Annotated in this window: 19 protein-coding genes; 13 read left to right on the top strand and 6 right to left on the bottom strand. The window is 62.8% G+C overall.

What is annotated here, in order from left to right; genetic code table 11:
* Nucleotides 1–86 precede the first annotated feature (86 nt).
* From EC919_RS00140 to mexE, 3 genes are read right to left on the bottom strand one after another with little or no spacing between them, the layout of a single operon-like run.
* Nucleotides 87–1,484, bottom strand: a complete 1,398-nt coding sequence (locus EC919_RS00140; protein ID WP_133770063.1) for an efflux transporter outer membrane subunit — start codon at nt 1,482–1,484, stop codon at nt 87–89.
* Nucleotides 1,484–4,675, bottom strand: coding sequence for an efflux RND transporter permease subunit (locus EC919_RS00135; protein WP_133770061.1), 3,192 nt, complete (start codon nt 4,673–4,675; stop codon nt 1,484–1,486). The genes EC919_RS00140 and EC919_RS00135 overlap by 1 nt, the downstream gene beginning before the upstream one ends.
* Before the next feature lie 12 nt (nt 4,676–4,687).
* Nucleotides 4,688–5,929 (bottom strand): multidrug efflux RND transporter periplasmic adaptor subunit MexE, encoded by a 1,242-nt coding sequence (gene mexE, locus EC919_RS00130; RefSeq protein ID WP_133770059.1) that lies wholly within the window; start codon nt 5,927–5,929, stop codon nt 4,688–4,690.
* 291 nt (nt 5,930–6,220) lie between these two features.
* Between mexE and EC919_RS00125 the strand changes: the two genes are divergently transcribed.
* From EC919_RS00125 to EC919_RS00090, 8 genes are all read left to right on the top strand, one after another.
* Nucleotides 6,221–6,535: a helix-turn-helix domain-containing protein gene (locus tag EC919_RS00125; RefSeq protein WP_133770057.1), complete on the top strand. Its 315-nt coding sequence runs from the start codon at nt 6,221–6,223 to the stop codon at nt 6,533–6,535.
* Nucleotides 6,528–7,787 carry a type II toxin-antitoxin system HipA family toxin gene (locus EC919_RS00120; RefSeq protein WP_133770055.1) on the top strand — a complete coding sequence of 420 codons (1,260 nt, stop codon included), beginning with the start codon at nt 6,528–6,530 and terminating at the stop codon, nt 7,785–7,787. The genes EC919_RS00125 and EC919_RS00120 overlap by 8 nt, the downstream gene beginning before the upstream one ends.
* A gap of 329 nt (nt 7,788–8,116) precedes the next feature.
* Nucleotides 8,117–9,517 (top strand): LLM class flavin-dependent oxidoreductase, encoded by a 1,401-nt coding sequence (locus tag EC919_RS00115; RefSeq protein WP_208294941.1) that lies wholly within the window; start codon nt 8,117–8,119, stop codon nt 9,515–9,517.
* A gap of 626 nt (nt 9,518–10,143) precedes the next feature.
* On the top strand, nt 10,144–11,829 hold the full coding sequence (locus EC919_RS00110) for an ABC transporter substrate-binding protein (RefSeq protein WP_133770051.1): 1,686 nt from the start codon (nt 10,144–10,146) through the stop codon (nt 11,827–11,829).
* Nucleotides 11,826–12,863 carry an ABC transporter permease gene (locus EC919_RS00105; protein WP_243842158.1) on the top strand — a complete coding sequence of 346 codons (1,038 nt, stop codon included), beginning with the start codon at nt 11,826–11,828 and terminating at the stop codon, nt 12,861–12,863. The genes EC919_RS00110 and EC919_RS00105 overlap by 4 nt, the downstream gene beginning before the upstream one ends.
* Nucleotides 12,863–13,726, top strand: a complete 864-nt coding sequence (locus EC919_RS00100) for an ABC transporter permease (RefSeq protein ID WP_133770049.1) — start codon at nt 12,863–12,865, stop codon at nt 13,724–13,726. The genes EC919_RS00105 and EC919_RS00100 overlap by 1 nt, the downstream gene beginning before the upstream one ends.
* Nucleotides 13,723–15,438: a dipeptide ABC transporter ATP-binding protein gene (locus tag EC919_RS00095; protein WP_133770047.1), complete on the top strand. Its 1,716-nt coding sequence runs from the start codon at nt 13,723–13,725 to the stop codon at nt 15,436–15,438. Before EC919_RS00100 ends, EC919_RS00095 begins: the two co-directional genes overlap by 4 nt.
* A gap of 26 nt (nt 15,439–15,464) precedes the next feature.
* Nucleotides 15,465–16,673, top strand: coding sequence for an acyl-CoA dehydrogenase family protein (locus EC919_RS00090; RefSeq protein WP_133770045.1), 1,209 nt, complete (start codon nt 15,465–15,467; stop codon nt 16,671–16,673).
* Nucleotides 16,674–17,127: 454 nt separating this feature from the next.
* On the opposite strand, the gene EC919_RS00085 is transcribed toward EC919_RS00090, so the two are convergent.
* The 3 genes from EC919_RS00085 to EC919_RS00075 all read right to left on the bottom strand — a co-directional run bounded on the left by EC919_RS00085 (nt 17,128) and on the right by EC919_RS00075 (nt 19,190).
* The gene (locus EC919_RS00085) at nt 17,128–17,529 is read right to left on the bottom strand and encodes an ExbD/TolR family protein (protein ID WP_133770043.1); all 402 of its coding nucleotides are present in this window, start codon (nt 17,527–17,529) and stop codon (nt 17,128–17,130) included.
* A gap of 1 nt (nt 17,530) precedes the next feature.
* The gene (locus EC919_RS00080) at nt 17,531–18,268 is read right to left on the bottom strand and encodes a MotA/TolQ/ExbB proton channel family protein (protein WP_133770040.1); all 738 of its coding nucleotides are present in this window, start codon (nt 18,266–18,268) and stop codon (nt 17,531–17,533) included.
* 94 nt (nt 18,269–18,362) lie between these two features.
* The gene (locus EC919_RS00075; protein WP_133770039.1) at nt 18,363–19,190 is read right to left on the bottom strand and encodes an energy transducer TonB; all 828 of its coding nucleotides are present in this window, start codon (nt 19,188–19,190) and stop codon (nt 18,363–18,365) included.
* A gap of 541 nt (nt 19,191–19,731) precedes the next feature.
* Between EC919_RS00075 and EC919_RS00070 the strand changes: the two genes are divergently transcribed.
* From EC919_RS00070 to EC919_RS00050, 5 genes are all read left to right on the top strand, one after another.
* On the top strand, nt 19,732–21,777 hold the full coding sequence (locus tag EC919_RS00070; RefSeq protein ID WP_133770867.1) for a TonB-dependent receptor: 2,046 nt from the start codon (nt 19,732–19,734) through the stop codon (nt 21,775–21,777).
* A 68-nt stretch (nt 21,778–21,845) separates the two neighbouring features.
* A complete protein-coding gene (locus EC919_RS00065; RefSeq protein ID WP_133770036.1) occupies nt 21,846–22,445 on the top strand; it encodes a histidine phosphatase family protein in 600 nt (199 codons plus the stop codon).
* A 200-nt stretch (nt 22,446–22,645) separates the two neighbouring features.
* Nucleotides 22,646–23,686: an alpha/beta fold hydrolase gene (locus EC919_RS00060; protein ID WP_133770034.1), complete on the top strand. Its 1,041-nt coding sequence runs from the start codon at nt 22,646–22,648 to the stop codon at nt 23,684–23,686.
* 147 nt (nt 23,687–23,833) lie between these two features.
* Entirely contained in the window at nt 23,834–24,343 is a 510-nt protein-coding gene (locus EC919_RS00055) for a sigma-70 family RNA polymerase sigma factor (protein ID WP_133770032.1), read from the top strand.
* Nucleotides 24,340–25,305, top strand: a complete 966-nt coding sequence (locus EC919_RS00050) for a FecR domain-containing protein (protein ID WP_133770030.1) — start codon at nt 24,340–24,342, stop codon at nt 25,303–25,305. The genes EC919_RS00055 and EC919_RS00050 overlap by 4 nt, the downstream gene beginning before the upstream one ends.
* Nucleotides 25,306–25,358: the final 53 nt, after the last annotated feature.

Below are 25,358 nucleotides of genomic sequence, written 5' to 3'. Positions count from 1 at the left end.
GGCCTTCGAGAGGGGCAGATCGTGGCGGCAGATCCGCGCTGCAGATCTGCCGCCGGTCAAGCGATCCCGCCGCTCATCCCATTACCTCAGGCGTTCGGTTGCCAGCCACCGCCCAGGGCTTTGTAGATGGCAACGATGCCGCGATACAGATCGATTTCGGCCAAGGCCTGGCTGTCTTCGGCGGCCAGACGCTCGCGTTCGGCGTCCAGCAGGACGAGGAAGTCGGCCGTGCCTTCGCGGTACTGGATGTTCGCCAGATTGGCCGCCGAACGGCTGGCTTCACTCTGCCGCACCAGCGACACCAGACGCTGTTGACGCTTGTCGTAGTCGCTGAAGGCGTTTTCGGTTTCTTCCAGGGCCAGCAGCACTTGCTGCTCGTAATTGGCCAGCGCGCCTTCGGCATCGGCGTTGGCGCCGCGAATCCGCGCCCTTACGCTGCCCAGGTCAAACGCCGCCCAGGTGATGCTTGGGCCGAGGCCCCACGCCTGGGCCGCGCCGGACCCGATCTGCGAACCGCGGCTGGCGGTAAAACCCAGGAAACCGCTGAGGCTGACCCGTGGGAACAGGTCTGCGGTCTGCACGCCGATCCGCGCGGTCTGCGCCGCCAGTTGCCGTTCGGCACTGCGCACGTCCGGACGGTTTTCCAGCAGCTTGGTCGGATCACCGATCGGCAGGGCCTTGGAGATCGCCGGCAGTTTGGCCGGAGCGAGGGTCACGGTCATGGCGTCCGGACGTTCGCCGAGCAGGGTGGCGATGCGATTCCGTTCACGTACCTGTTCGGCCTGAAGCTGCGGAATAGTGGCTTCCACCGCCGCCAGACGCGCGTCGGAACGCACCACGTCGAGTTCGTTGCCCACGCCTTCGTCACGCAACTGGGCGGTCACCCGGCGGGAGTCCTGCTGGTTTTTCAGGTTGTCCCGGGCGATGTTTTCGCGCAGTTGGGCGCCGCGCAGCTGGCCGTAGGCGTCCACCAGTTCGGCGATCATCGTCACCTGCAGCTGATAGAGGTTGGCCTCGGCAGCCTGTTGATCGGCGTCACTGGCTTCCAGTTCGCGCTGGATACGGCCGAACAGGTCCAGTTCCCAGGCCATGTCCAGGCCCAGGTCATAACGTTCCTGATTGACCCGTTTCTCGGTTTCACCCGGCACTTGCGCGCGGCCGATCTGGCTGCTGGCGCGACTGGTCACCACCGGCATGGCGTCGTTGCTGATGTCGTCACGAATCGCACGGGACGCCTTCAAACGGGCGAAGGCGACGCGCAGCTCGCGGTTGCCCTGCAGCGATTCGGCGACCAGTTTGTTCAGGGTCGGGTCGTCGAACTGCTGCCACCAGATGGTCTCGATGTGGCTGCGGTCATAGGCCCGCTGTGTGGCGGCCTGGATGTTGGCCGCCGCGGTTTCCGGCTTCTTGTAGTCCGGGCCGACGGCACAGGCCGCCAGCGCGAGCACCAGCAGGCTCGGCAGGAAGAGTTTTACAGCCTTCATCAATGAGCCTCCGCAGCGTTGTTCTGAATGCGTTGTGCCTTGGCCGCCTTGCGCGCCTCTTTGCGTCCAACGTAGTTACGAATCAGTACATAGAAGACCGGCGTCAACAGCAGACCGAAGAAGGTCACACCGAGCATCCCGGAGAACACCGCCACGCCCATGGCATGACGCATTTCGGCACCGGCGCCACTGGAAAGGACCAGCGGAACCACACCCATGATGAACGCGAAAGAGGTCATCAGGATCGGCCGCAGACGCAGGCGGCAGGCTTCAAGCACAGCTTCCAGCGGGGTCTTGCCCTTGTCCTGCTCATCCTTGGCGAACTCGACGATCAGAATGGCGTTCTTGCACGCCAGGCCCACCAGTACGATCAGGCCGATCTGGGTGAAGATGTTGTTGTCGCTCCCGGCAATGATCACACCGGCAATGGCCGACAGCAGGGTCATCGGTACGATCAGGATCACCGCCAGCGGCAGGCTCCAGCTTTCATACAGTGCGGCCAGTACCAGGAACGCCAGCAGGACGCAGAGCGGGAAGACCAGCAACGCAGTGTTGCCCGACAGGATCTGTTGATAGGTCAGGTCGGTCCACTCGTAGGTCATGCCGTTGGGCAGTTCTTCCTTGAGCAGTTTTTCCATCGCCACCTGCGCCTGACCCGAGCTGAAACCCGGACCCGCCGCGCCGTTGATCTCGGCCGTGATGAAGCCGTTGTAGTGCATGACGCGGTCCGGGCCCGAGGTGTTGGTGACCTTGAGCAGCGTCGCCAGCGGGATCATTTCGCCGCGGCTGTTGCGCACCTTCAACTGACCGATCTGTTCAGCGTCCTGACGGAACTGCTGCTCAGCTTGCACGTTGACCTGATAGGTCCGGCCGAAACGGTTGAAGTCGTTGGCGTACAGCGAGCCGAGGTAGACCTGCAGGGTGTCGAAGATGTCGCTGATCGGCACACCGAGGGTCTTGGCTTTTTCGCGGTCGATGGCGGCATCGACCTGGGGCACGTTCACGGTGTAGCTGGTGAACAGCGCAGCCAGTTCCGGCACGCTGCGGCTCTTGCCGATGATGTTCATCGTCTCTTTGTACAGCTCGTCGTAACCCAGGTTGCCACGGTCTTCGATCTGCAGACGGAAACCGCCGATCGTGCCCAGGCCCTGTACCGGCGGCGGCGGGAAGATCGCCATGTAGGCTTCCTGGATCCCGGCGTACTTGGCGTTGAGGGCACCGGCGATGGCGCCCGCAGACTCACTGGCCAGCTTGCGCTCATCGAAGGACTTGAGGGCGACGAAGACGATGCCGGAGTTCGGGCTGTTGGTGAAGCCGTTGATCGACAGGCCGGGGAAGGCAATCGCGTTTTCTACGCCCGGTTGCTCCAGGGCAATCGCGGACATCTTTTTGATCACATCTTCGGTACGGTCCAGGCTTGCGGCGTCCGGCAATTGCGCGAAGGCCACCAGGTACTGCTTGTCCTGGGCCGGCACGAAACCGGTCGGTGTGGTGGAGAAACCCAGCCAGGTCATGACGATCAAACCGACGTACACCACCAGCGCCACACCGCTGAAGCGGATGACCCGGCCGACCGAGTTCACATACCCGTTGCTGGCCTTGACGAAGAAGCGGTTGAACGGCCGGAATAGCCAGCCGCCAAACAGCTTGTCGAGGACGCGCGAGAAGCCGTCCTTCGGCGCATCGTGAGCGCGCAGCAACACGGCAGCCAGTGCAGGCGACAGGGTCAGCGAGTTGAAGGCGGAGATCACCGTCGAGATGGCGATGGTCAGCGCAAACTGTTTATAGAATTGCCCGGTCAATCCGGAGATGAACGCCGCCGGAATGAACACCGCACACAGCACCAGTGCCGTTGCGATGATCGGGCCGGTCACTTCACGCATGGCGATCTGTGTGGCCTCCATAGGCGGATGGCCTAGCTCGATGTTCCGCTCGACGTTCTCCACCACCACGATGGCATCGTCCACGACGATACCGATCGCCAGTACCAGTCCGAACAGCGATAGCGCGTTGAGGGAGAAGCCGAACAGGTGCATGACTGCGAAGGTACCGATCAGCGACACCGGCACCGCGACCAGCGGGATGATCGAGGCACGCCAGGTCTGCAGGAACAGAATCACCACGAGCACGACGAGGATCAACGCTTCGAACAGCGTGTGGACCACCGCCTCGATGGAGCCGCGCACGAAGATCGTCGGGTCATAGACGATGCTGTAATCCATGCCTTCCGGGAAGTTTTTCTTCAGCAGTTCCATCTCGCCGCGCACTTCATTGGAAATGTCGATGGCGTTGGAGCCTGGGCGCTGGAAGATCGGGATGGCCACCGCCGGCTGGTTGTTCAGCAACGAACGCAAGGCGTACTGGCTGGAGCCCAGTTCGACGCGAGCGATGTCTTTGACCCGGGTGATTTCGCCATTGTCGCCGGCGCGAACGATGATGTTCTCGAACTCTTCTTCAGAGACCAGACGGCCCTGGGTGTTGATCGACATCTGGAAGCTGGTGGCGCTCGGGGAGGGCGGTGCGCCCAGTTGACCGGCGGCCACCTGACGGTTCTGCTCGCGAATGGCGTTGACCACGTCGGTCGCCGTGATGTTGCGCGAAGCGGTTTTGTTCGGATCGAGCCACACACGCAGGGAGTAGTCGCCCATGCCGAACAGCTGCACGTCGCCGACACCGCCCAGGCGCGCCAGCTCGTCCTTGATGTTGAGAACCGCGTAGTTGGACAGGTACAGCATGTCGTAGCGCTGATCCGGCGAGGTCAAGTGGACCACCATCGTCAGGTCAGGCGAGGCCTTGTCCACGGTGATACCGATGCGCGTCACTTCTTCCGGCAGCTTGGGCTCGGTCCGGGTGACCCGGTTCTGAACCTGCACTTGCGCGGTGTCGAGGTTGGTCCCCAACGCGAAGGTGATGGTCAGGGTCAGCTTGCCGTCGGCCGTGGCCTGGGAGGACATGTAGAGCATGTTCTCGACGCCGGTGATCGCCTGTTCCAGTGGCGCGGCGACGGTTTCGCCGATCACTTTCGGGTTGGCACCGGGGAAGTTGGCGCGCACGACAACGGTCGGCGGCACGACTTCCGGGTATTCACTGATCGGCAGCTGGAACAGCGAGATCGCGCCGGCGATCAGGATCAGCAGCGAGAGCACCGCCGCGAAGATCGGCCGCGTGATAAAGAACTTGGAGAAATTCATCGAGTGTGTCCCTTAACCGCGTGGCGTGGCGGAAGCAGCCACCTTGGCGTCCAGCTTCGGCTGGGCCTTGGGTTGGTTGCTGGCTTCAAGCGCCTGGCGTTGTTGTTGCAGTGCGGTGAGTGTTTCGGCGCTGGCCATCGGCGTGTCCTGCGGGTCAACCGGTGAGCCCGGGCGCACGCGTTGCAGACCGGTGACGACGATGCGGTCGTCTTTGCTCAGGCCGCTGCGCACGATGCGCAAGCCCTCAAGCTTTGGTCCCAGATCGACGCTGCGATAGATCGCCTTGTTGTCCTTGTCGACCACCAGCACGAATTTCTTGCCCAGGTCGGTGCCGACCGCTTCGTCCTTGATCAGCATGGCCGAGTAGGTGCCGCTGCCGACCAGCTTCAGGCGTGCGTACAGGCCCGGGGTGTATTCGCCCTTGCTGTTGTCGAACACGGCGCGGCCCCGAATGGTGCCGGTGCGCGGATTGACCTGGTTGTCGACGAAGTTCATCTGACCCAGGTGCGGGTTTTCCGCTTCGTTGGACAGGCCCATGTACACCGGCGTGGTCGCGCCGCGTTTGCCGTCGCGGGCCAGTTGGTTGTACTTGAGGAACACGCGCTCGTCGGCGTCGAAATAGGCGTAGACCTTGTCGGTCGAAACCAGGCTGGTGAGGATGCTCTGGTCGGCGGTGACGATGTTGCCGGCGGTGATTTCGGCGCGGCTGACGCGGCCGGTGATCGGCGCTGTGACGCGGGTGAAGCTCAGGTTCAGGCGCGCCAGATCAAGCTGTGCCTGGATGGCGGCAACGGCCGCCTTGGATTCCTGGGCGGTGGTGGTGCGTGAGTCGGCGAGTTCGGCGGAGATCGCATTGTTGGTGCGCAGGCGTTCGCCACGCTGGGCTTCATTGGTGCTGCGCTGGGCAGCGGCCTTGGACTGCTGCAGTTGCGCTTCCAGACGATGCACTTCCGCTTCGAACGGGCGCGGGTCGATCTGGAACAGCAGGTCGCCTTTCTTCACCAGCTCGCCGTCAGTGAACGCAACCGAATCGATCTGGCCGGAAACACGTGGGCGTACCTGAACGGTTTCCGGCGATTCGAGGCGGGCGGTGACTTCGTCCCACTCGTTGACCGGTTGCTCGATCACCTTGGCCACGTTGACTTTCGCCGCCGCCGGCGCAACCGTCGCTTCAGGCGTCCGGCCGCACGCGCTGATGACCACAAGGGTCAACGCGGCGAGGGGATAGCGCAAAGGAGTTAAAGACTGAAGCATGGGAGAATCCGCCGATGTTATTGAGATGGGCGGATAATGTTCTCGGGGCTGTTATTGCACGAATCGAATGGCGCGAAGGTAACTATCAGTATTAATGATGTTCGGCGTAATAAAAGGTCTGCAATCGATCCGCCGCACCTTCCTGATGCGCCGTCATATAAATCCATTATATTGGACCTTATATGCGTTATTCGAGCATAAGCCACATTATAATGGATTTATTCAGGTTGAGCTTGTTAGTGGACTGGCTCATACTTGCTCGCGTCAAAGGCACACAGGCCACTCACGCTCATGTTGGATTTAAGCTTCAGCAAGCCCGGCGAAATCGTCGACCGCCTCTGCGCCCGGTTGCGCGCCGAGCGCCTTGCGCTGCAGATGACCCAGGCCGACGTCGCCAGCCGCGCCGGCGTAGGCGTTAATACCGTTTCAAATCTCGAAGCCGGGCGCAATGTCAGCTTCGAAAATCTGGTCCGTGTGGCCATGGTCCTCGGACGAACCAAGGAGCTGGAAGGGCTGTTCATGCCCAGGCTCGACAGCCTGGATGACATTCGCCGCTACGAAGCCGCTGCCGAGCGCCAACGTATAAGGAAGTCGGGCGATGCTTGAGCAGGTCGAGGTGTATTACAACGGCTGGGACGAGCGCTGGCTGTGGGGCACGTTAGTGTCGACCACGGCCATCACCGGGCGTCCGCAGATTGTCTTCGAGTACAGCGACGAGGCCCGGTCCAGGGGCTTGGAACTGTCGGGTTACACGCTGCCGCTGGAGGGTCCGCGCCTGCGCCGTGGCTTCGCCGCCCACCAACTCGGTCTGCCGGGGCCGGTCTACGACGCGTTGCCGGATGGTTGGGGCATGCTGCTGATGGACCGCTTGTTCAGGCGTCGCCAGCTCACTGCGGCGCGCATCGGACCGCTGGAGCGACTGGCCTACATCGGGAATACGGCCATGGGCGCAATGTCGTTCGAGCCTGTCGCGCCCGAGGGACTGGAGCCCCAGGCCCACGTTCCCATCGAATTGCTGGCCGCCGAGATTCAAGAGGTGATGCAGGGTGACGGCGGAGAATTTCTGCACACGCTGATGCGGGTTGGCGGCTCGCCCCAGGGTGCGCGGCCCAAGGCGCTGGTCTACCGCGATCCCGAAACAGGCGCCTTCACCACCGCCGCGACACCGGGTTTCGAGGCTTGGCTGATCAAGTTTCCGGCCAAGGGCGAGCACGCCGAAGTCTGCGCCATCGAGATGGTCTACGCCCACTGCCTGCGTTTGTGTGGCATCAAGACGCCTGACACTCAGCATTTCGTATTGCCCAACGGCCTGGCGGCGTTCGCCAGCCGGCGCTTCGACCGCATTCAGGGCAAGCGCGTGCCGATGCAAAGCCTCGCCGCCTTCACCGGCGCGGACTACACCTCGCCGGGGTCGCTGGACTACGTCAATTTCCTGCGCGCGACGCAACTCTGCACCAACGACGTCCGCGAAAAAGCCATCGCTTTCGAGCGTGCCGTGTTCAACGTGGCGTTCAACAACCGCGACGATCATCCCAAGAATTTTGCCTACCTCATGTCGGCGTCCGGTACCTGGACATTGGGGCCGGCGTATGACGTGACCTTCTGCGAGGGGCCGGGCGGTTATCACCAGATGGACGTGCTGGGCGAGGCGCTGGCGATCGATCGAAAGGCGATGCTCCGGCTTGCTGATGAGGCCGAGGTTTCAGCGGAGAAAGCGGGCGGGGTGATTGACGGGATCTGTGAGGTGGCGAGTCGGTTCTCAGCGATCGCCGATCAGATCAGCCCGGACCTGATTACCCCGGCGACTCTCGCGATGCTGCAGGCGCGGATTGACGAGAACGTTGGGCTGCTGCGCTGATGACTTAAAGGCTGAAGCCGGTCCTGCCAGGCAACCCCCTTCAGGGAGCCGCGCGCGTAATGCCGGCCATTCCGGCGCGCCGGCCGGTTTTTCAACTCCAGCCCGGAGCGAGTATTCAACAGCGGTTAAACAGTCTGTGGCTGGGCAGACAACAGACCCGCACGTCGGGCGGCGCGAGGGCCCCGGCACTCAGTGATTTTTTCCAGGGCCTCACCTGCGAATAAGCCGTGGCATGTTCGCTGCATTGCACAGCGGGAACATGGGTTATCAAATGTCCGCAGAACGCGGCACCTACCGGATGAGTCATCATGAGTCAGGGAGTCAGCGCAGTGCCCAAGCAGCTGCATGTCAATTTATTCGAAATGAACTGCGTCAGCCATATCGTCCACGGTTTGTGGGTGCACCCGGACAACAACCGACACCGCTTCAACGATCTGGATTACTGGACCGAGCTGGCGCAACTGCTGGAATACGGCACCTTCGACGGGGTGTTTCTGGCTGACGTGATCGGCACGTACGACGCGTTTCGCGATGGCCCGGAAACAGCGTTGCGCGAAGCCATGCAGATCCCCAGCAACGACCCCCTGCTGGTGATTCCGGCCATGGCTGCCGTGACCCAACACCTCGGTTTCGGCGCGACGTTTTCCACCACCTACGAACCGCCTTTCGCCTTCGCCCGGCGCATGAGCACCCTGGACCACCTGACCAAGGGGCGGGTGGGCTGGAACATCGTCACCTCCTACCTGCCCAATGCCGCGCGCAACTTCGGTCATGACACGGAAGTGGTTCATGACCATCGCTACGAGATCGCCGACGAGTATCTGGACGTGCTGTACAAACTGTGGGAGGGCTCGTGGGACGACGACGCGGTGATCCAGGACCGCGAGCGGCGGATCTACACCGATCCGGGCAAAGTGCGCTACATCGATCACGTCGGCGAGCATTTCAAGGTTGCCGGGCCGCATCTCTGTCAGCCTTCGCGACAGCGCACGCCGGTGTTGTACCAGGCCACCGGTTCGCCCGCCGGCATCGAGTTCGCCGGGAGGCATGCAGAGGTGGTGTTCACCGGCGGCATGGACACGGCGGCGGTGCGGGCGAACATCGAGGCCATGAGGCAAAAAGCCCTTGAGCATGAGCGTGATCCCGCCGGCCTGAAATTCATCGTCATGGCCGGCGTAATCGTGGGCCGTACCGACGCTGAGGTCAGCCAGAAGCTCGACGACTACCGCAAACTGATGAGCGTCGAGGCATCACTGGCCCACGCGCAAATGGCCGTGGACCTCACCGCGTACCCGCGCGATACGCTGATCAGCGAGCTGATCAAACGCGAGGTCAAAGGCTGGCAAAGCCTGTCCCGTTTCAAACCCCACCTGCGAGTATCTGACGTGCTCGCGCAGCTGGAAGGCTTTAACCGCGAGCGCTTTTTCGTGGCCGGCACACCGACGGTGGTCGCCGACGAAATCGAAAAATGGCTCGACGTCGACGGCATCGACGGCATCAACCTGCGCCAGTACCTGTCCTTCGAAACCGCCCGCGACTTCATCGAACTGGTCATCCCGGAACTGCGCCGCCGAGGTCGTTTCCGCGAGCGCTACAGCGAAGGCGAAACCTTGCGCGAACGCCTCTTCGGCGCCGGACAGTCACGCCTGCCCAACGACCACTTCGGCGCCCGCTACCGCGACCCGGCCGCCTTGCGCCAGCCGGCGAAGCCGTTGCGGTTTCCGGGGTGACCGTTCCATGCGCGAGCTGGGTGAATGGGATACCGCATTCGCGAGCAAGCTCGCGCCCACAGGCACGGTGTTGCTTCTCCAGAACACCGGCGACTGAACTGGCCTCTTCCCGGCTGAAGCCAGTCCCACAAAAGCACGCGTACACCCGGTAGGATCGGCTTCATCCGGGCAGCCGTTGATCTGCTCTTGATCTTCTACGCGGTAGCCCAGACACCACCAATCGCGACTTGGGTGCAGGCCGAACGCAGACGACGCGCAGTGGGCCGAGCCGCATGGATGCGGCGAGAGCGCCGTCAGGACAGGGATGTCCGTTCGGCGCGGGCCCACGGAGCGTCGTCGGAGTGAGGGAACCCGACGAAGTCGGGCCCAACCGAGAGCAAGCACCCTTGGTTACTTGGGGGTGCTTTTCCAAGTAACTCGCCGAAGGCGAAATGTCTGCCGTTAGGCAGACGCTCTTGATTTTTCACACCGGCACCCCGGCCTGGAGCTGTTGCCCCACCAACACCCCCCACACAAATTGCCCCGCCAGCAACCCGAAATCCGCCTGACACACCGCATTTACCGCCCCAAAAACCCGGCATGCCTTGTGCAATAACCCTGATCCCGGACCAAAGGCATCAGGACCCATGCGAGAACGCGCCCCCACATTGCGACTGCCCGACCCGCAACCCAGGTCGTGGACCCAATCCACCGCCATCCTCGGCGTGGCCACCCTCTGCAGCCTCATGCTCGGCTGCGGACAAAGTACCTCCACCGTCGCCCGCAGCGAACAACCCGTCAAAGGCGGCACGCTTGTCTACGCCACCGACCGCGAACCCACCTGTCTCGACCCCCATGTCGCCGGCGACATGCCCCAAGTGTTCATCGGCCAACAGTACCTCGACTCACTCGTCTCCATGGACGCCGAAGGCCGCATCGGGCCATGGCTGGCGAAAAGCTGGGAAATCTCCGATGACGGCCTGACCTACACCTTCCACCTGCGCAACGACGTGCACTTCACCGACGGCACCCCCTTCAACGCCGCGGCGGTCAAAGCCAACCTCGATCACATGGCCAACCCCAAAACCCAGTCCAGCACCGCCGGCGGCTACATTCGCCAATACCGCAGCACCGACGTCATCGACGCCGACACCGCCGTCGTCCACCTCACGACGCCCTACGCCGCCTTCCTCGAAGTGCTCGCCCAGGGCTTTCTCGGCATCGAATCACCGACGGCCCTCCAGCGCCCCCGTGACACCAACTGCGAAAGCCCGGTCGGCAGCGGACCCTTCAAAATCGTCCGCTGGGACCGCCAGAGCCAGGTCGAACTGGTGCGCAACCCCGATTACAACTGGGCCCCGCCCACCGCCAAACATCAGGGCCCGGCATGGCTGGACCGCGTCGTCTGGAAATTCATTCAGGAGCCCTCGGTGCGTTTCGCCTCGCTGCAGGCCGGTGAAGTGGACGTCATCGAGGCGCTGCCCCCGGAATCCCATGAAGCGGCCCGGCGCAATCCCGACCTGCAACTGATCATCGCCCAGCGCCCCGGCAACCCCACCAACGGCACGCTGAACATCACCCGCGCGCCGTTCAACGACCTCAAGGTGCGCGAAGCTTTCGTGCGCAGCGCCGACATCGATGGCGCCCTGAAAAGTGTGTACTTCAATGAGTTCCCTCGCGCAGGCGGACCCTTGAGCCCGGCTACACGTTTCTACAGCCCGGACTTCCAGCATGCCCAGGATTACGACCCTGCCAGGGCTGCGCAATTGCTTGATCAGGCCGGCTGGACCCGGCGGGACAGCGACGGCTATCGCACGAAAGAGGGCAAGCGCCTGCAAGTTCACGTGGTCATGGGCAACCGCACGCCACCCTCCGAATACACGCTGTGGGAACAGGTCCAGGCGACCACGCGGCAGGCCGGCTTCGAGTTGATCGTCGATCAGATGAGCGACGTGCAGGCGACCAAGCGTCAGGCCGATTGGGACTACGACATCCGCCTGGGCTACTGGAACACCAACACCGCCGATGTACTGCGCATCATCTTCGGGAGCGAGTTCATTCGTCCCGCAGGGGTAGGTGGCTACCACCAGAACACCGCCGGCTTCAGCGACCCTGCGTTCGACTCGCTGGTCCAGCAGGCCCTTGCGACCCAGGACGCCGAGCAGCGGCGGGCGCTGTATTACAAGGCGCAACAGATTGCCTCCCGCCAGTACCTGGAACTGACCACCTACCCGCAGAGCACTCGACTGGGCATCTACAAGACCACCCAGGGTGTTCGGCTGGAAACCTCGCTGGCGGTGACTTATCTCTATGACGCATGGGTGAACAAATGACCGATACAGCGTCAAGCAACGGGCTGACAAACGCGCTGGGCAATAACCCCGAGGCCGACCCAGAAGCCGGGTCCGCGAACCCGCGTCGGGAGCGTTTGCGACGGCTGGGCAAGCGCGCATTGTGGCGCCTGGCGGGCGGTATTCTGGTGCTCTGGGCGGTCGCTACACTGACCTTCTTCGCGCTGCGTCTGATGCCCGGCGATCCGGTGCTGGCGATCCTCGGTGGACCGAGCGGCAATCCGACCGCCGAAACCATTGCCGAAGCCACCCGCGAATACGGCCTGGATAAACCGCTGGCCGTGCAGTACGGGCTGTATCTCGGGCGGCTGGTGCAAGGTGATCTGGGGATGTCCTATTCCCAGCATCTGCCAGTCACCCGCGTGCTCGCCGAGCAATCCTGGCCGACGCTGGAGCTGACCTTCACCTCCCTGGCCCTGGCGTGGCTGCTGGTGCTGGCGCTGACGGTGCTGACCGCCGGGCGCCGCCGCTGGGTCAGCACCCTCGCATCGCTGGCAGAAACGGTATCCGCCGCGCTGCCGCATTTCTGGCTGGGAATTCTGCTGCTGGCCGTGTTCGCGTTCGGCTTGCGGCTGTTTCCGCCAGCGGGCAGTGACGGCTGGCGCACGCTGGTGCTGCCGTCCCTTGCCCTGGCGATCCCGCTGGCGGGTTTCATCGCCCAGGTCACCCGTGAATCCCTGGACCTGACCCTCGAACAGCCCTTCGTGTTAACCGCCAGAACCCGTGGGCTAAGTGACTTGAACGTGCGCTTCAAACACGCGCTGCGTCATGCCGTGCTGCCAGGTATATCGCTGTCAGGCTGGGCCATCGGCGCGCTGATCAGCGGCGCGGTGGTGATCGAGGTGATCTTCTCCCGCAAGGGCCTCGGACGTCAGTTGTACCAGGCGGTGCAAGCCCAGGACCTGCCGCTGACCATCGGCATCAGCCTGGTGGTGGCCGCCGGTTATGTCCTGGCCAACGTTCTGGTCGACCTGCTTTATCAGTGGGTCGACCCTCGCCAACAGGAGAACCCGTGATGAGCGACCTGATTCTCGACAAGCCCCTGCCTGCGGTCCGGGTCCAGCGCACGCCGCGTACATGGCGAATCGGCCCGTCGCTGGCATTGGGTTTTTTACTGTTGGTCATCCTCGCCGCCCTCGCGCCGCAGTGGTTCGCCCACAGTGATCCGCTGGCCATCGTGCCGCGCGATGCGTTTCATCCACCGGGCTGGGCGCACTGGTTCGGCACCGATCAATCAGGGCGGGACATTTTTTCCCGCGTGATCTACGGCACGCGCCAGTCGCTGTTCATCGGCCTTGCGGCGACCGCCATTGCCATGAGCATCGCCATCGTTCTCGGCCTGCTCGGCGGGTTGGGCGGTGCCCGGGTCGACCGCGCCGTGGGCTGGGTGCTCGAGGTGCTGTTTGCCTTTCCCAGTCTGGTTCTGGCGCTGCTGCTCGTGGCGATTTTCGGCAGCGGCATCGGCCCGCTCATCGTCGCCACCGGTCTGGGCGGCGCTCCCGGTTATGCGCGGATGGTCCGTGGCCAAGTGCTGGCGGTGCGCAATGCGGGCTACATCGAATCGGCGAAAGCCCTCGGCCATCCGCCGCTGCGCATCATCACCCGGCAACTGTTGCCCAACGCGATGCGGCCGCTGATCGTCACGCTGACCATGGGCGTCGGTCAGGCCATCGTATGGGCGTCGGCGCTGAGCTTCCTCGGCCTTGGTGCGCGTCCACCGGCGCCGGAATGGGGAACCATGCTGTCGATGGGCCGCGACTTCATCGCCAACGCCTGGTGGCTGACGTTTTTCCCCGGCCTGTTCATCGTGCTCACTACGCTGTCGACCACGGTCGCCGGTCGTTACCTGCAACAACGTCTGGAGGGCCGACTGTCATGAGCGAGCCGAAACGTTTGATCGTCGAAGGCCTGTCCATCGAGTTCGCCGGGCAGTCGGTGGTGCGTGATCTGTCGTTCACCCTGGAACCGGGCAAGACCCTGGCCCTGGTCGGCGAATCCGGCTCGGGCAAGAGCGTGACGGCGCGCAGCCTGATCGGGCTGGCGGGCGAAGGCGCGCGGGTCACGGCACGCCGGCTGAGTTATGCCGGGCGTGATCTGCTGGCGCTGTCGGAGCGCGGTTGGCGAGACCTGCGCGGCAGGGAAATCGGTTTTGTGCTGCAGGATGCGCTGGTGTCCCTGGACCCGTTGCGCCCGGTGGGCAAGGAGATCCTCGAAGTGCTGCAGACCCACGGCTGGGGCGATCGCGTCAGCCGGGGCCAGCGGGTCATTGAATTGCTGGAAACCGTTGGCGTACCCGATCCGCGTTTGCGCGCACGGCAGCGGCCTGACCAGCTTTCCGGCGGCTTGCGTCAACGCGCGCTGATCGCCAGTGCCTTGGCGTTGAGTCCCGGACTGGTGATTGCCGACGAGCCTACCACCGCGCTGGACGCGACGGTGCAGGCGCAGATTCTCGGCGTCCTGCAACAGATCCGACAGCGCGGCGATTCGCTGTTGATCATCAGCCATGACCTGGCGGTGGTCGCGCAACTGGCTGATGAGGTGCTGGTGCTGCGCCATGGCGAAGTGGTCGAGCAGGGCCCCATCGAGCAAGTGCTGCGCAACCCGCGTCATGCCTACACCCGCTCATTGCTGGATGCGGTGCCCGCCGAACATGCGCGGGGGACGCGGCTTTCATCGGCGCAGAGTGGCTCATCCGTGCAGGCTCGGGCGGGGGCGGATGCTCCGGTGTTGCTCAAGGCTACCGGGCTGGGCAAGCGCTACGTCGGCCCCGATCAACAGGCGCGGCAGGTCGTCGATGGCGTCAGCTTCGAGCTGCGTGCAGGTCGCACCCTGGGCATCGTCGGCGAGTCCGGGTCCGGCAAGACCACCGTGGCGCGCATTGTGCTGGGCCTGCTGGAGCCCGATGCCGGCGCGGTGCAGTTTCTCAATGTGCCTTGGACGGGGGCGGGCAGCGGGCGCGTCGAGGAGAAAACCCGGCGCTTGCATCGGCGCGACATCAGCGTGATTTATCAGGACCCCCTTAGCTCGTTCGACCCGCGCTGGAGCGTCGGCCAGATTCTCGCCGACGCCCTGGATGTGGCCGGCATTGCGTTCGAGCAGCAGCGCGCGCGCATTGCCCAACTGCTACATGAAGTTCGCCTGCCCGTCGAACTGTCGACACGCCGGCCGTTGCAGTTGTCCGGCGGTCAGCGTCAGCGCGTGGCCATCGCCCGGGCCATTGCCAGCAACCCCAAAGTGATCATCTGCGACGAGCCGGTCTCGGCGCTGGACGTGTCCGTTCAGGCCCAGGTGCTCGACCTGCTGGCCGACCTGCAGGCGTCACTGGGCCTGGCGTATCTGTTCATTTCCCATGATCTGGGGGTGATTCGCCATGTCAGCGACGAAGTGCTGGTGATGCGCCACGGCAAGGTGGTCGAAACCGCGCCGGTCGAGACGCTCTTCGACAGCCCCCAACACGAATACACACGGCGCCTGCTGGGCGCGGTTCCGCGTCTGCCCGGCGCCGGAGCCACGCGGGTGGTGCCGCCGGTGGAACCGGAAAGCGCGGTGCTGCTGTTTGATGAGTCCCGCCTGTGGAAAATCGCCATTTAGGTTCGAATTCAGAACAAGGATCTGCCATGAGTACGTTGTCTGCTGTACCCAAACCTGCCGTCCTCACGGTCGCAGAACTCAACGCGCGGCTGGACCGCCTGCTGCCGGATATCGCTGCGGGTGCCGCCCGGCGTGAACGTGATCGGCAATTGCCTTATGAGGCCGTCGCGCAGATCGCCAAGGCGGGTTTGTTCACCGCGCGCATTCCCGCGCGCTTCGGTGGCGCCGGGGCGACGGTCAGGGACGTGATCGCGCTGCTGATCCGTATCGCGTCCGCCGATTCCAACGTCGCCCAGGCATTGCGCCCGGGTTTCGGTTTTGTCGAGGGCTTGCTGGCCTCCCAGGCTGACGACGCCGAGGCTGAGCGCGAGCGCTGGTTTGCGCGCTACCTGCAAGGCGCGGTGGTGGGCAATGCCGGCTGGGAAGTGGGCGGCGTCAATGGCGCGATCAGCGCGCGTATCGTCCGCGATGGCGACGATTACCGGGCCCGCGGCAGCAAGTATTACAGCACCGGTTCGCTGTACGCCGACTGGGTCAGCGCGGTGGCGCTGGACGAGAACGATCAGCCGGTTTCATTCATCCTGCCTCGGGACCGGCAGGGCCTGGAGTTGGTGGATGACTTCGACGCCATGGGCCAACGCTTGACCGCCAGCGGCACCACGCACTTGCACGACGTGCGGGTCAAGGCGGAGGAGATCCGTACCCGCACGGTGGAGGAGGGCAAACGCACCATCGTCACGCCGTTTCTGCAGGTGTTTCTGGCGGCGGTCAACGCCGGGATCGCGCGCAATGCCTTGAACGACGCGGTGAGTTTCGCCCGGGATCACGCGCGGCCGATCAAGCACAGCACGGCGACGCGCTCGGTGGATGATCCGTACGTCGAGCTCAGCGTGGGCGACATTGCCGCCCGTGCCTTTACTGCCGAGGCGGTGGTGTTGCACGCTGCGGCGTCGATCGACCGGGCGTGGGCCGCCGAGCTGGACGCGGTGGCGGTTGATCAGGCCGCCGTTGATGTGGCTCAGGCGCAGTACATTGCCGCCGAGTCAGCCTTGAAAGCGGCGGAGCTGGTGTTCGATGTGGGCGGTGCTTCGACGACGGGACGGGCGCACAATCTGGATCGTCACTGGCGCAACGCGCGCACGGTGTCCAATCACAACCCGCGGCAGTGGAAGGCAGCGGCGGTGGGTGCCTGGCAGCTCAAGGGGACACCGCCGCCGACGTCGGGGTTGTTTTAAGAGATCAAGATCAAGATCAAGATCTTTAAGATCAAGGGCGTCTGCCTGGGGGCAGACTGCTTCGCCTTCGGCGAGTTACTTGATAAAGCCCGAAGTAACCAAGGGCTTGTGCTCCTGGTTGGGCCCGACTTCGTCGGGTTCCTTCACCCAAGTCGCGATGGGTGGTGACTGAGCCTTATGCGTATGAAGATCAAAAGCAAAAGCTTCCCGGCTGAAGAAGGTCCCACTGGGTGAACGCGATTTCACCGTAGGAGCCGGCTTGCTGGCGAAAGCGTTGGGTCAGATATGAATAGAGTGACTGACAGAATGGATTCGCCAGCAAGCCGGCTCCTACGAAAAAAATGCGTTCTTTCGGGTACGACGGTGACCGATCAAACATCGTCGAAACAACACGCGCTCAGTAGGACCGGCTTCAGCCGGGAAGCCCTTGATCTGCTTTTGATCTTATAAACCGTCATTTAGCGGTAATCACCGAAAGCTTCGTAATACCGGCCTTTTCGATCGAGGCCATGGCCCGCGCCACTTCGCCGTAATTCACGCCGTTGTCGGCTTGCAACTGCACGCGCACGTCGGCGTTCTTGTCCTTGGCTGCCTTGAGGTTGCTCTCCAACAGATCCGCCTGAATCTCGTCCTTGTTGATGAACAGCTTGCCCTTGTCGTCGATGCTCACCACCAGCGGGTCCTTCTGCTCCACAGGCGCCACCGCCTCTGTTTTTGGCAGGTTGATCGGGATGGAATGGGTCAACAACGGCGCCGTCACGATGAACACCACCAACAGCACCAGCATCACGTCCACCAGCGGCGTGACGTTGATCTCGCTCAGCACTTCGTCATTGTCTTGTGTGGAAAAAGCCATCTCAGGACGCCTCCTTCGCTTTCTGGCCGGCACTCGTTGTGCCAGCCGCAGCGGCCGACTTGTTCAGCACCGGATGCAGCAACACGCGGAACGAATGCTTCTGCGCCAGGCTGTAGAAGTCGTGGGCGAAGTCGTCGAGATCAGCGGCGGTCAGCTTCAGGCGACGCAGGTAATAGTTGTAAACCAGCACCGCCGGCACGGCGACGGCGATACCGACGCCGGTGGCCACCAGTGCGGCGCCAATCGGACCGGCCACGGTCTCAAGGCTGGCCGACCCTGCCGCACTGATGCCTTTGAGCGCTGACATGATTCCCCACACCGTCCCGAACAGGCCGATGAAAGGTGACGTACTGCCGATACTGGCAAGGATGGCCAGGCCAGTCTCCAGCGAACGGCGCTCGCGTACGATTTGCTGACGCAGGGCGCGTTCGAGTCGATCCTGATGGTTGATCGCCTGGCTCAAATCGGCGGCGTGGTCACCTTCCGGCACTTGAATCGCCGCGTAACCGGCCATGGCGACGCGGGCGGCGGCACCCGGCCGGGTCTGCGCGAGCTCAGCGGCCGAGTCCAGGCTTGAGGCTGCCCAGAATTGCTTGTGGAATTTTCGGTCCTGCGCCTTGAGGCGAGCAAACTGCAGGCCCTTGAGCAGGGCCAGGCTCCAGGTGGCGACGGAGAAGAGGATCAGCACCCAGATGACGGCGTGTTCAATGGAATCGAAGGGTGAGGCGATAAGGTTCATGTGCGGCTCCAACAAGGCAAATAAGCAAGGCAAAAAGGGGCTAAGCGATGCGCCTTTTGTCAGGTAGCCCGCGATGTTGCGACCAGGTGGTCGATCACCTGATTTTGAAGTCGATGGGCACGCTGACCCAGCCGTCGATGGGATCATTGCCCCGTTTGGCGGGGACGAAACTCCAGCGTTTCACGGCCGCCTGAGCGGCCTCGTCAAGTTGCTCATGGCCACTGCTTTTCTGCACCTGGATCTCACTCGGTTTACCGCTGCCCAGCACGTGGACGCGCAGTAATACGGTGCCTTCCCAGTTGCGGCGCATGGCCAGGGCCGGGTATTCCGGCGCAGGGTTGTGCAGGTAACCTGCATTGGCCGAAGCCGGTGTGACCGGTGCAGGCGCGGGTGCGGGCGGCGCAGGCGGTGCCGGCGCGGCGACCGGTTGCGCTGGAGTCGGCGGTGCAGGTGGCTGCTCCACCGGTTTGGCGACAGGTGTGGGCACCGGCTTGGCGACCGGCTTGGGCTTGGGTTTCGGGACGGGCATGGGCGGCGGCGGTTTCGCGGCCAGTTCGTCCTCCACCGGGGGCGGCGGCTGTTCCACAGGTTGCGCGACGGGCTCGGGCGGCGGCGGTGGCGTCTCGACAACCGGAGGGGCGGGCTGTGAAAACTCGATGGTCATCGGCGGGATTTCCGGCGGGACCACGGGCAGGGCGGCGGCGGGAGAACTGTTGATCCAATAGATCACCGCACCGTGCAATACCAGGGCGAACACGCCCAGCAGCAATGCCTCGCGACGGTTCAATACCTGCCGGGGCGTGGTCTGCAGTCGCGACAGCGCCAAAGGGCCTCGGTACACCCGCCCCAAGTCGAGCAATTCCCCGCCCGGAGCCTGGCGCCACAGCACATCCAGTGCGCTGGCGGATTGGGCATTGGCCATTGAGTAACTCCAGCTGTTTAACAAACGGAAACCGAAGTTCCCTGATCCTGTTGATGCCGGTGCCACCTGCACCGGCTTGGTTCCGGGAGCAATACCCATACCAAGTATTCAATCCCCGCAAAATGGCCGGTCTAGAGCGTTGGACGGCAATGGCTGTTGTGCCGTGAGCATTGTTTTGTCGATCAGCTGTTGCGTCAGAAACAGTGAGCGTTATAAGGCGCTTTTAGCCGGTTACAGGGGTTTTCGAATGAGGTTATAAGCAGTGGTGCAAGGGCCTTGAGTACCTGGCAACTGTTGGTCACCCGACAGCGTTGCAGCAACGTGTCGCCTGCCCAACGTTTTGAATATTAAAAACCGGATAAAAAGGGCAACTAACAGATGGCATGAACTCTGCAAAGTCCCTGCCGAGCGCGACTATACGAATAGATGCTCCCACTGACGTTTAACTGCGGAGACTCTTGTTTTGACACAGCACTTTTTTAATACGCGCGCTCGGCGCTTCGATCCTTTGGCAACGGCGTCCAGCCTGGGCGTTCTGCTAATGCTGGTCCATGGGCCATTGTTCGCCGCCGAGGATAACGCCGGGGGTTCGCAAGACCCGCGACTGGCGACCGTGACGGTGACCAGCGCGGCGGCAAGCGGAGCGCAGAAGGCGGAGCAGCAACTGGCGAAGGTGCCCGGCAAGACGGCCGTCATCGATAACCACGAGATTGAAAAAGGCCGCGCCTCCAACGCCGAGGATGTACTGGCCTTGCAGCCCGGGGTATTCGCCCAGGCCACCAGCGGGTCAGCGGCCAACAAGATCTCCATTCGAGGGTCAGGACTGAACACCTTTTATCAAGGCTACGTGCTGGGCATCAAGTTTCTGTTCGACGGCCTGCCACTGACCGGCCCCGGCGGTACTCAGGAAGACATGCTCGACATGGCCGGCGTTGATCACACCGAAGTGTTATACGGCGCCAACGCGTTCAACTATTCGGCGTTATCGCTGGGCGGGGCGATCAACTTCGTCAGCAAGACCGGCCGCACCGACCCGGGCAGTTACGCGCGCTTCGAAGCCGGAAGTTATGGCTATCGCAAGCAGGTATTGAGCACCGGCGGCGTGGAGGGTAACGCCGACTATTACGTCAGCCTGCAACATAACGAGCGGGATGGTTATCAGGACGATACCGCCAACAAAGGGCAGGGCATCGTTGCCAACTTCGGTTATGTGTTCAATCCCAAACTGGAAACCCGGTTCTTCCTGCGTTATCGGGAAGAGACCCTCAGCCAGGGCAACACACTGACCAAATACCAGATCAAACATGACCCGAAAAGCAACGCCGTGCCCTTCGGCCGCAAGAAGGACGGCACGACCCTGCTTGGCAGCAAAACCACGTATACCTTCGACGACAATGCCAAGCTGGAGGTCGGCCTGGGCTACAACGATTACCCGCTCTATAACGGCTGGCGCTACTCCGCGACGCCTCAGGACTGGCGCTCGAAGGACATCAACCTGACCTTGCGTTATTTGCGCACCGGCGACACGTTTCTGGGCTTGAACAGCGACAGCACCGCCACCTTCAGCGCCACTCGGGCGTACCTGGCCGACGTCAAATCCCACAGCAGGGCGACCAGGATCAAGCAGCAGGAAGCGAACTACACCGGCTCGCGCGACACCACTTTCTCGCTGGGCAACGAGCTGCAGCTGACAGATGACCTCTGGCTGTCGACCGGGCTGTCATTCATCGACATCAAGCGCAAGGCGGAGATCGAGTACACCACCGGGATCAATACCACCGCGTTTCCCAACGGCGTCGAATACGAAGAGCATGACCTGGCGCCGCGTATTGGCCTGCGCTACAACATCTCCCCCGAGTTCGAGCTGTTCGGCAACGTCAGCCATTCCATTGACCCTCCCGTCACCTGGCAACTGGGCAGCACCGGGACACCCTACCTCCAGAACGTCCGCCCGCAGAAGGCCAACACCGTGGAACTGGGCATCCGCGGAGCCCACGGGATTTTCGACGGCAGCCTGACGCTGTATCGCTCGTGGGTGCAGAAGGAGTTGCTGTCGGTGGTGGTGCGTCAGGCCACCGCGACGCAGGACCAGTTGATCGCCACCTCAAACGGCAGCGGCACGATCCATCAAGGCATCGAGGCCGGTCTGAATGCGTTGTTGTGGGAAGGACAGGGTGACACCGTAACCTTGCGCCAGGCGTTCACGTACAACGATTTCCACTACCGCAATGACGCGACATTCGGCGATAACGAGCTGCCAGGTTTGCCGCGTCAGGTCTATCAGGCGGCGCTCGAATATCGGCAGGCCAGCGGGTTTTATACCGAAGTCAACGCGCGTTCCGCTTCCAGCTACTACGTCGATTTCGCCAATTCGCTGCATGCGCCGTCCTACACACTGTGGGGCGCGAAGGTCGGCTATGAAGCGCCAGGCCGGAAATGGGAGGTGTTCGTCGATGCCCGCAACCTGACCAACGAGCGCTATGCCACGGCGTCCAACACGGCGTACGACGCAAGAGGGCAGGACTCGGCCAACTTCTACGTCGGTGATCCGATCAACGTGACCACCGGTGTTTCTTACCGTTTCTGACCCCGCCACGCAGGCCTGCCATCCGGCAGGCCCTATCGGAATGGGCCGACATCGAACGGAGACATTGCATGCGTTTATACGTCGCACGTCACGGCCAGACCCACGCCAACGCCGAGCACCGCTACCTTGGCGCACTCGACCCCGGCCTGACAGAGACCGGCCGCGAACAGGCGGCGGCGTTGCGTCTGGAATGGCCTGACTCAATCCGCCGGATTGTCACCTCGCCGTTGCAGCGCGCCAGGCAGACGGCTGACATCCTCAACTACCGGTTGAACCTGCCCTTGCAGGTGATTCCGGCGTTTCGCGAGAGGGATGTCGGGCTATTCGAGGGCCTGACCCAGGCCGAGGCGCGGGCGCGCTATCCGCAGGAGTGGCAGCGCAACGTCACGCGCCAGTGGGACAGCGGGCCGCCGGAAGGGGAGTCGATCGCTGAAGTGGTCAAGCGCGTTCACGAAGGCCTGATTGCCCTGATCGACTTGCCTGCCGCCGAAGACATTCTGCTGGTGGGTCACGGCTTTGTGGCGAAGACCATTCGGGCACTGGTGAACCGGGATTTCTCGGACTTTTTTGACTGGCAACTGGGCAATGGACACTGGCTGGTGCTGGAGCATGTGGAGCGGGTTGTCGATTATAGAGTGCCAGTAGAGAGTCCGTTGCCGGGCGCGTGAAGGACTTGCATTTGCAGCGTGACGCCTGAGGCTTTCCCGGCTAAAGCCGGTCCCACTAAGGCGTGCGGTCTGCTGTCGCTGTTCGCATGAGCCATGACAGCGTTGCAAAAACCGCAATGGTGAGTTGAGTTTCCTGGTGATTCACAGCCCTCGCTGCGGACAATAGGCTTGCGCATGAATTCACTCATGCAGGTCTCATTATGAATACCTTCGATTCGGCCAACGCCTCGAACAGCACGCCTGGTGTCAGTCGCCGCGGCATCTTGCAAGCGTCTGCGGTGGGAGCGGCGTCTGCGGTGGCGGCTTCATTCGTAAGCGCTGCACCGGCCAGCCCACAGCCTCCTGCCCGGCACATTGGCGTCGAGTTCGATGATGCTTTCCGGGTCAGGTTCCACACGCAAAAAGTCGGCGATGTCGAGGTGTTTTACCGCGAAGTCGGTGCTAAGGATGCCCCGGTACTCTTGCTGCTCCACGGCTTTCCGAGCGCCAGCCATATGTTCCGCAACCTCATGCCGCTGCTGGCCAGCCAGTACCGCCTGATCGCGCCGGATTTGCCCGGTTTCGGCAACACCCTGGCGCCACCGCGTGGCCAGTTCGATTACACCTTCGACAACCTCTATAAAGTGGTCGAGGGTTTCACCGAAGCACTGGGGCTGACCCGATACGCGCTGTACCTCTTCGACTACGGGGCGCCCACCGGTCTGCGCCTCGCCGCCGCGAACCCGGAAAAGGTGACGGCGATCATCAGCCAGAACGGCAACGCCTACCTGGAAGGCTTCAGCGATCAGTGGGACCCGTGGCAGGCCTATTGGCGTGATCCTTCGCCGGCCAACCGCGAAGCCTGTCGCCCGTCGTTGTCGCCCAAGACCATCCGCGACTGGCAATACGGCACCGGTGCCGATCCCGAGAAGCTCTCGCCCGACGGCTATAACCTGGACATTTTTTACATGGCCCGGCCCGGCGCGGAGGACATCCAGCTGGACCTGATTCTCGACTACCGCAGCAACGTCGCCGCCTATCCCGCGTTTCAGGCCTATCTGCGCAAGCATCAACCGCCATTGCTCGCGGTGTGGGGCAAGCACGACCCGGCCTTCATCCCGCCGGGTGCGCAGGCTTTTCGCAAGGACATCCCGAGTGCCGAGGTGCATCTTCTGGACGCCGGACACTTTGCACTGGAGACCCACGCGCCCGAGATTGCGCAGTACATTCGGGACTTCCTGTCGCGAAAGCTGAAGGCGTGAGAACGCCTGTGTCTCGGCATCCTCAAGCGGTGATGCGCTGAGGCGCCGGGCAATCGGAACAGACCTTTTAAAAAAGAGCATGGACTCGGCATATCGCACTGATTAGAATCATTCTCATTTGGCGTATCCATGCTCAAGGCTCTTGTCATGATTGACACAGCGACGCTCCCTCCGCAGACCCTCCATTCCCTGTACCGCGACCATCACGGCTGGCTTGAACACTGGCTGCGCAAGCGAATGGGCAATGCCTGGGATGCGGCGGACCTGAGTCAGGATACCTTTTTACGGGTGCTCTCCAGCTCGCAACAGATCGCCGATATGCAGGAACCCCGGGCGTATCTGTTGACCGTGGGCAAGCGCCTGCTCAGCAATTTCTACACGCGGCGCAGTCTTGAGCAGGCCTATCTGGAGGCGTTGGCCCGGTTGCCTGAAGACTGCGTGCCGTCCCCCGAACAGCGCTGGCTGTTGCTGGAAACCCTGCAGGCACTCGACGAGTTGCTGGACGGTCTGCCAGCGCCGGTACGCCGGGCATTTCTCTTGAGTCAGCTTGAAGGCCTGGGCTATCGCGACATTGCCCAGCGTCTGGAGGTGTCCGAGCGCACCGTCAAGCGCTACATGGCGCAAGCCTATGAGCACTGCCTGCTGGTGGATTGGTGATTCGGTCGTCACCTTCGAACGAAGAGCGCGAGGTGGTTCGCAGCGCTGCACGGTGGCTGGCGCTGCTCGAATCCGGCAGTGCCCGTGAGGAAGATCACGCCGAGCTGCAGCACTGGCGTGAGAGTGCGGTTGACAATGAGCGGGCCTGGCAAAAAGCTCAGCAGCTGCGTCAGCGCTTTTCGGCCTTGCCGGCCAATCTGGCGATGGCGACGCTGGACCGTCCCGACAAGGCTCGACGCGCCGCGCTGAAAAGCCTATTAGGCGTCGCCGCATTGGCTCCGGCGGTATGGCTGTTGGGACGTCAGTTACCGCTGGAGGTCTGGCGCGCCGACCTGCACACCGCCATTGGTGAACACCAGCGCCTGCCACTGGCCGATGGCAGTGTCCTGCAACTGAACACCGACAGCGCCGTCAATGTCGATCTGGGTGCCCGGCAGATCACGCTGATACGCGGAGAAATCGCACTCAACGTGCTAGGCAGCGCGCCGTTGAATATCAACAGTCCCTACGGTCGTGTCAGGGTCAGCCAGGGTGAAGTCTGCGTGCGTCTTGACGAGAACGACTGTCGGGTCTCGGTGGTCCGCGGCTCGGTGCAGGTCCACCCGTTGCAAGGCCCTGCACTGGTTTTGCAGGCGCAACAGCAGATCAGCCTGCAAAGAAACGGTGCAGGGCCGGTCACCGCCTTCGACGCCATGCTGCCTGGCTGGCGTGACGGCGTGCTGACTGCGCAGAATCAGCCGTTGGGTGAGTTTCTGCGAGAGCTCGCCCGATACCGCCCCGGCCTGCTGCGCTGGGAGCCCGAGCTTGAAGCATTGCGGGTCACCGGCAGCTTCCAGCTCGATAACACTGACCGGGTCCTGTCGCTGCTGGCAGCCAGTCTGCCAGTAGACATTCACACGCGTACCCGCTACTGGGTCACCCTGGCCCCTCGAAAAAACGCACCGCAAAAAAATAGTGCGTGAAGCCTGTCCCTTTTTTTCGTCTCACCGGTCATTCCAGGTAGTGAAAAAAATGA

The organism is Pseudomonas graminis, assembly GCF_004364335.1.
Lineage (GTDB): Bacteria > Pseudomonadota > Gammaproteobacteria > Pseudomonadales > Pseudomonadaceae > Aquipseudomonas > Aquipseudomonas graminis_D.
Note: the sequence above shows the minus strand (reverse complement) of the source record. Positions and strands in the feature narration are given on the sequence as shown.

What these genes read in the sequence shown, in the direction of transcription:
- EC919_RS00095 (WP_133770047.1), top strand. Translation starts at nt 13,723, where the DNA reads ATGAGCGAGCCGAAACGTTTGATCGTCGAAGGCCTGTCCATCGAGTTC.
- EC919_RS00120 (WP_133770055.1), top strand. Translation starts at nt 6,528, where the DNA reads ATGCTTGAGCAGGTCGAGGTGTATTACAACGGCTGGGACGAGCGCTGG.
- EC919_RS00060 (WP_133770034.1), top strand. Translation starts at nt 22,646, where the DNA reads ATGAATACCTTCGATTCGGCCAACGCCTCGAACAGCACGCCTGGTGTC.
- EC919_RS00070 (WP_133770867.1), top strand. Translation starts at nt 19,732, where the DNA reads ATGCTGGTCCATGGGCCATTGTTCGCCGCCGAGGATAACGCCGGGGGT.
- EC919_RS00135 (WP_133770061.1), bottom strand. Translation starts at nt 4,675, where the DNA reads ATGAATTTCTCCAAGTTCTTTATCACGCGGCCGATCTTCGCGGCGGTG.
- EC919_RS00075 (WP_133770039.1), bottom strand. Translation starts at nt 19,190, where the DNA reads ATGGCCAATGCCCAATCCGCCAGCGCACTGGATGTGCTGTGGCGCCAG.
- EC919_RS00140 (WP_133770063.1), bottom strand. Translation starts at nt 1,484, where the DNA reads ATGAAGGCTGTAAAACTCTTCCTGCCGAGCCTGCTGGTGCTCGCGCTG.
- EC919_RS00085 (WP_133770043.1), bottom strand. Translation starts at nt 17,529, where the DNA reads ATGGCTTTTTCCACACAAGACAATGACGAAGTGCTGAGCGAGATCAAC.
- EC919_RS00065 (WP_133770036.1), top strand. Translation starts at nt 21,846, where the DNA reads ATGCGTTTATACGTCGCACGTCACGGCCAGACCCACGCCAACGCCGAG.
- EC919_RS00055 (WP_133770032.1), top strand. Translation starts at nt 23,834, where the DNA reads ATGATTGACACAGCGACGCTCCCTCCGCAGACCCTCCATTCCCTGTAC.
- EC919_RS00100 (WP_133770049.1), top strand. Translation starts at nt 12,863, where the DNA reads ATGAGCGACCTGATTCTCGACAAGCCCCTGCCTGCGGTCCGGGTCCAG.
- EC919_RS00090 (WP_133770045.1), top strand. Translation starts at nt 15,465, where the DNA reads ATGAGTACGTTGTCTGCTGTACCCAAACCTGCCGTCCTCACGGTCGCA.
- EC919_RS00125 (WP_133770057.1), top strand. Translation starts at nt 6,221, where the DNA reads ATGTTGGATTTAAGCTTCAGCAAGCCCGGCGAAATCGTCGACCGCCTC.
- EC919_RS00105 (WP_243842158.1), top strand. Translation starts at nt 11,826, where the DNA reads ATGACCGATACAGCGTCAAGCAACGGGCTGACAAACGCGCTGGGCAAT.
- mexE (WP_133770059.1), bottom strand. Translation starts at nt 5,929, where the DNA reads ATGCTTCAGTCTTTAACTCCTTTGCGCTATCCCCTCGCCGCGTTGACC.
- EC919_RS00080 (WP_133770040.1), bottom strand. Translation starts at nt 18,268, where the DNA reads ATGAACCTTATCGCCTCACCCTTCGATTCCATTGAACACGCCGTCATC.
- EC919_RS00110 (WP_133770051.1), top strand. Translation starts at nt 10,144, where the DNA reads ATGCGAGAACGCGCCCCCACATTGCGACTGCCCGACCCGCAACCCAGG.